Raw genomic sequence first — 926 nt, forward strand, 5'->3', positions numbered from 1 at the left:
GGACGATGCGGTCAAGTTCGCCACAGAACGCCTCGCCAGCTCCCTGCTTTATACGCTCCAGCCGACGCAGATCGGATTCAATCGCAGTCTCCGGACTCGACGTATATCGGCCAGTGGTCTGGACCATGAAAAACCACCTAGCAATCACCGGGCGCAGCGTGGTGATTTCGATACCGTGATAACTCCGACCGATCAACCAAATCGCATAGGTGTAAATGATCGCGTTGTCTGACGAGATCATCTTGTGGTTCCGGAAACCGGCCAGCTTCAGACACTTCAAAAATTCGTGCCAGTGGAGCAAGTCGAGGACGGCGTCATTCGCGGTTGCCAGTTGCTCGAATTGCTCACTTCGCCGGTCCCGTGAGACCTCGCCGGTCTCGAGGTCCTTGCCTCGAAGAATCTGGTAGACCGTAGCTAGACGGCCACGGCCGAACGCCAGTGCAATACCCGCCCTCAGCAACTGATCTGGGCCAGGGTTGATAAACTCGTTTTTTGGGGAATTCCCGGTTACGGCAGGATCGACACAGGCTCGCGCGAACTCTTCCAGTGCACGGCGACCGTCTTCCCAGTAAACCGACATCAGCGTGAGGATGAAGTCCGCCTGGCTGAGCTTGACGCCTTCGGAATTGATACGGACGAAAATCTCAGCGACTTGTTCTTCGTTTGCGCTGGCGCCCAGTTCAATAACTTGAAAGCGGAAGTCCCTGAGATCCCGAACGCGATCGATGCGCTCTTCCAGTCGGTCCATTTCCTCGTTCGGAATTTCCCTGTCGGAAGACTCTTCCAGCTTACGAAAGAAGTCGCGAATACCGGATTTATAACTTCCGTGCCAAAGAGCGGTTATGTCCGGGATGAAATTCGGGTCACGCGCGATAGCAGCATCAGAGACTTCAAAGCGTTCTTTCGTTGGATCGAATGCTATACGC

General features: G+C 54.8%; 1 pseudogene. It reads right to left on the bottom strand.

Annotated elements, in window-relative coordinates:
- A pseudogene (locus RM532_RS15810) lies at window positions 1–926 on the bottom strand (GmrSD restriction endonuclease domain-containing protein); the annotation flags it as partial.

The sequence above is a fragment of the Spectribacter hydrogenoxidans genome, from assembly GCF_031846275.1.
Classification (GTDB): Bacteria; Pseudomonadota; Gammaproteobacteria; order Nevskiales; family Salinisphaeraceae; genus Spectribacter; species Spectribacter hydrogenoxidans.